This is a genomic window from Selenomonas sp. ND2010, assembly GCF_000702005.1.
GTDB lineage: Bacteria > Bacillota > Negativicutes > Selenomonadales > Selenomonadaceae > Selenomonas_A.
The window spans coordinates 1-2,842 of the sequence record NZ_JNKI01000059.1; the positions used below are offsets into that span (position 1 = coordinate 1).

A 2,842-nucleotide genomic window follows, 5' to 3' on the forward strand; every position below is an offset into this window, starting at 1 on the left:
ATCTATATTGATCTGTTACTAAAACATATACATTCTTACCTACTCCTATACAGTCAACCGCTAATGTTTTTCTTGCGGTCTCATTCGTCAATAATGTTACCGTAGTGGCCCGTATCACTACTGCCATACCCATTTGTGCTATTATCATCGTCACCCATATTATCACACACGCCTTAACGGAAACTTTATTCGATTCACCTTCTATTACCCTATACCTAAATTCTAAAAAATCTCTATGATTGCCATTAACATTTTCTTATTTATGATTTAATCTCATTCTAAAAAAGCGGCAATAAGTCTTGCTTATTACCGCTAAAACACTAATCATATTCGCATAACATTATTTATCTTCTCCCAGAAAAATCAATATTCTCCCACCTATATTCCGGCGGAATCATATATTCGTATTTCCGATATTCATCAGAGATTGAATCTTTTATCGAGTTTGCTATCCTAGCTGCTCCTGCACCGAAAACAACTGCTCCTCCCAAAGCAAAAGCTGTTGGAATTGAAAAAAAGAAGCCAAATATGTCAATCCAGCCCCTCATCCCCTAAGAATGCATCGCTATCTACTGCAACAATTCTTTCATAATGAATAATTTATTATCAATAAAACTATAATACAAAATGCTCCCGCCCAAGCTTTATAAGAAACCGATTTGGAATCTTTAAAAGAAAACACCCCCAGCCCAACAAAATAAATAAACAAAGGTACACTTATCGCATTTACTAGCATATCACTACCTAAATTCATAACTACAGCTGTAATGGCACCAATTCCTGCTATTGTAAGCAAACCAAATACCCATACTGCTACAAATGGCATATCATCATTAACATGACGGATAAAAAACAGCAATAGTCCAATTGTACATATTGCTATTACACCTATTGATAACTCTGTTGATACATATTGTCCTATTCCATATGATATTACGGCCACCCACGGTACCCATTTTTTCTTATCCTCCATCATTTATCCTCCTTATCAATTCTATCTTTTATCGAATTCGCCTCCAATGATACCAATGTTCCAGCAATAACTGCCCCTCCAAAAACTAAAGCTGTCGGAACAGCAAGAAATGATGCTACGTATGTCACACCAGCTGTCGCCAACCATCCTCCTAGAAATGCAACACTATCAACAGCTACAGCCTTTGCACAATTCAAGCCTTGATAATTTTTAAAATCATCACATATATTTTTTCCGGTCATAGCCATTCCTACCAAACCAAAAGTTTTCCCCAAAGTTTTAGTAGCCTGATACGTTTGATGAATTCCCGGGTAGTCTGTTGCCATAAAAGTTCGATTCATCCAGCCCATTGCTTTATTGGCATAACTATCACCTTTATTTGTGGCACCTTGCTGTGCCAAAGCCCCCCAAAATCCTGTCGATTGTTCTTTGATGCTATCTACTACTGCAACAGCTGTATTTTTTTGCCTCATCGGCTATTTCTCCTGCTTTTGCTATCGATTGATCCACCGTATTACTGGCATATTCTTTTCCCGTATCCACCATACCCATTTGTGCTATTATCATTGTCACCCATATTATCACACACTCCTTAACGGAAACTCTATTCGATCCCCCTTTTATTACCCTATACCTAAATTCTAAAAAATCTCTATAATTGCCATTAACATTTTCTTTTTTAGAATTTAATCTCATTCTAAAAAAGCGGCAATAAGTCGTACTTATTACCGCTAAAACACTAATCATATTCGCATAACATTATTTATCTTCTTCCAGAAAAATCAATATTCTCCCACCTATATTCCGGCGGAATCATATATTCGTATTTCCGATATTCATCCGGCCACCAATAGATAAAAAACAGCATCGATATTGCAGCCGCAATAAAAAATATCTTTCGATATCTATACCATCTTGGAACATCAATCCCCTTTGCTTTTCTGCGCGATTCATCTATATATAACCCTGCCCCCCAAGCAAAAAGAGAAATAGCTAATACCATGCACGCATCACCATAATCATATGTCATCAAAGATGCTTCTATCGTAGATATCATCAACAATGAAAAAGATATCGCCAATGACCTCAATCGCCATCTCCGTAAACACAAAGTAACCAATAACCATACAACACTAATAAGAAAACTCATTACTAAGCATAAACTTATCACCGCATACGTCCGATGTGTCATTTACCTATCACCGTCCTTCGCATTCACATCATGTCCAGTAACCACATCCTCAACTGCTTCAAATGCCGTCGTAATAGTACCCCCAATTCTACCTGCAATTTCCCATTATTTATCCAACAAACCTATACCTTTTTTATTTTGCTTTCATAGTATTAAACATGCTAACTAATCAATCAACATCAACAACAAAATACAAAGAGCACCAATCCAGGCTTTATAAGACATTTCTCTGCAATTTTCCCAAGAAATAAAACCTGCACCTAAAAAAAATATAGTCAACGGTATACATATGCAATACACTTTTGTTTCACTACTAAAATTTAAAATTTCTGCTGTAATTCCACTAATTCCTGATAATATTAACCCCCCAAAAACCCATACCACTATTAACGGAACATTATCTTTAATATGACACATAAAAAACATCAATAATCCAAACACACATATTACCATGACAAAAATTAATATATTTGAGGATAAATATTGCCCGGCTGCACAAGCTATCACAGCTACCCATGGTACCCATCGTTGGTTATTTTCCATTATTTTCCTTCCTATCAATTCTATCTTTTTTTGATTGCTCCATATTATCACACACTCCTTAACGGAAACTTTATTCGATTCACCTTCTATTACCCTATACCTAAATTCTAAAAAATCTCTATAATTGCCATTAA

Annotated in this window: 5 protein-coding genes; all 5 read right to left on the reverse strand. The window is 35.8% G+C overall.

Annotation, left to right across the window (positions count from 1 at the left end):
• Window positions 1-344: 344 nt before the first annotated feature.
• Complete coding sequence (locus tag T504_RS14655; RefSeq protein ID WP_156033544.1) at window positions 345-548, reverse strand: hypothetical protein; 204 nt, start codon at window positions 546-548, stop codon at window positions 345-347.
• Between the two features lie 38 nt (window positions 549-586).
• Window positions 587-973 carry a hypothetical protein gene (locus T504_RS0112015; protein WP_033171304.1) on the reverse strand — a complete coding sequence of 129 codons (387 nt, stop codon included), beginning with the start codon at window positions 971-973 and terminating at the stop codon, window positions 587-589.
• Complete coding sequence (locus tag T504_RS0112020; RefSeq protein WP_033171305.1) at window positions 973-1,446, reverse strand: hypothetical protein; 474 nt, start codon at window positions 1,444-1,446, stop codon at window positions 973-975. Before T504_RS0112020 ends, T504_RS0112015 begins: the two co-directional genes overlap by 1 nt.
• Window positions 1,447-1,736: 290 nt before the next feature.
• Window positions 1,737-2,003 carry a hypothetical protein gene (locus tag T504_RS0112025; RefSeq protein WP_033171306.1) on the reverse strand — a complete coding sequence of 89 codons (267 nt, stop codon included), beginning with the start codon at window positions 2,001-2,003 and terminating at the stop codon, window positions 1,737-1,739.
• 327 nt (window positions 2,004-2,330) lie between these two features.
• On the reverse strand, window positions 2,331-2,842 hold a 512-nt coding region (locus T504_RS0112030; RefSeq protein WP_231473915.1), incomplete at its 5' end, for a hypothetical protein.

Bases quoted from the DNA above. Each gene is read 5' to 3' on its own strand.
- T504_RS0112015 (WP_033171304.1), bottom strand. From the start codon at position 973: ATGGAGGATAAGAAAAAATGGGTACCGTGGGTGGCCGTAATATCATAT.
- T504_RS0112025 (WP_033171306.1), bottom strand. From the start codon at position 2,003: ATGACATATGATTATGGTGATGCGTGCATGGTATTAGCTATTTCTCTT.
- T504_RS14655 (WP_156033544.1), bottom strand. From the start codon at position 548: ATGAGGGGCTGGATTGACATATTTGGCTTCTTTTTTTCAATTCCAACA.
- T504_RS0112020 (WP_033171305.1), bottom strand. From the start codon at position 1,446: ATGAGGCAAAAAAATACAGCTGTTGCAGTAGTAGATAGCATCAAAGAA.